At 48.8% G+C, this 754-nt stretch carries 1 protein-coding gene; it reads left to right on the forward strand.

Going from position 1 to position 754, the window contains the following annotated elements:
• Positions 1-210 precede the first annotated feature (210 nt).
• The coding region (locus A3849_RS03555; RefSeq protein WP_143191726.1) for a transposase at positions 211-754 on the forward strand (544 nt) is incomplete at its 3' end.

Genomic DNA, 754 nt, shown 5'->3' on the forward strand with positions numbered 1-754 from the left:
CAATCGCTGTTGTCCCCAGATTTTATTTATTCTCCTTCGCGGTGAAAATCCGGGGACAAAGGCGACCGCTATCGCTTTTCCACAATCGTTCCGTCCTCTCCGCTGTTTAAGCGGGAAATGGGGTCTACAATCTTTAAAAAAAGCAAAAAAAAGAAACCATCCTTTGGTAAAATGGAAGTGCGACCAACCATTTCAAAGGAGAGGTTTCTTTTGTACATTCAATATACCATGGACCAACTTTGCTTGCCAATGGATCTGGAAGAAGATATTCCAGAACATCACCTCGTTCGTATCATCAATGCCGCCGTTAACCGGCTGGACGACGGCATTTTTGACGCGGCCTACCCAGGTGGTGGCCGTGACAGCTACCATCCTAAAATGCTGACCAAAGTCATTATTTACGCCTACACGCAGCGCATCTATTCCTCTCGCCAAATCGCCAAATCCATTCGGGAGAACATCCCCTTCATGTGGCTGGCCGGGCGGCAGCGACCCGACTTCCGCACGCTAAATCGCTTCCGTTCCCAGCGAATGAAGAATGTCCTTGAGACGGTATTTACCGCCGTGCTTCAGTTTCTGGCTGACGAAAAATACGTTTCCCTGGAGCATTACTTTGTGGACGGAACCAAAATCGAGGCCAATGCCAATCGCTACACGTTTGTTTGGGGGAAAGCCGTCAGTAAACACAAAGTCAAACTGCAGGATAAGGTGCATGCCCTGTTCGCTGCCATTGAAACGGCAGAAGAACAGGAAG

The sequence above is a fragment of the Paenibacillus sp. P46E genome (genome assembly GCF_001909095.1).
In the GTDB taxonomy this organism is placed as follows: domain Bacteria; phylum Bacillota; class Bacilli; order Paenibacillales; family Paenibacillaceae; genus Paenibacillus_AQ; species Paenibacillus_AQ helianthi.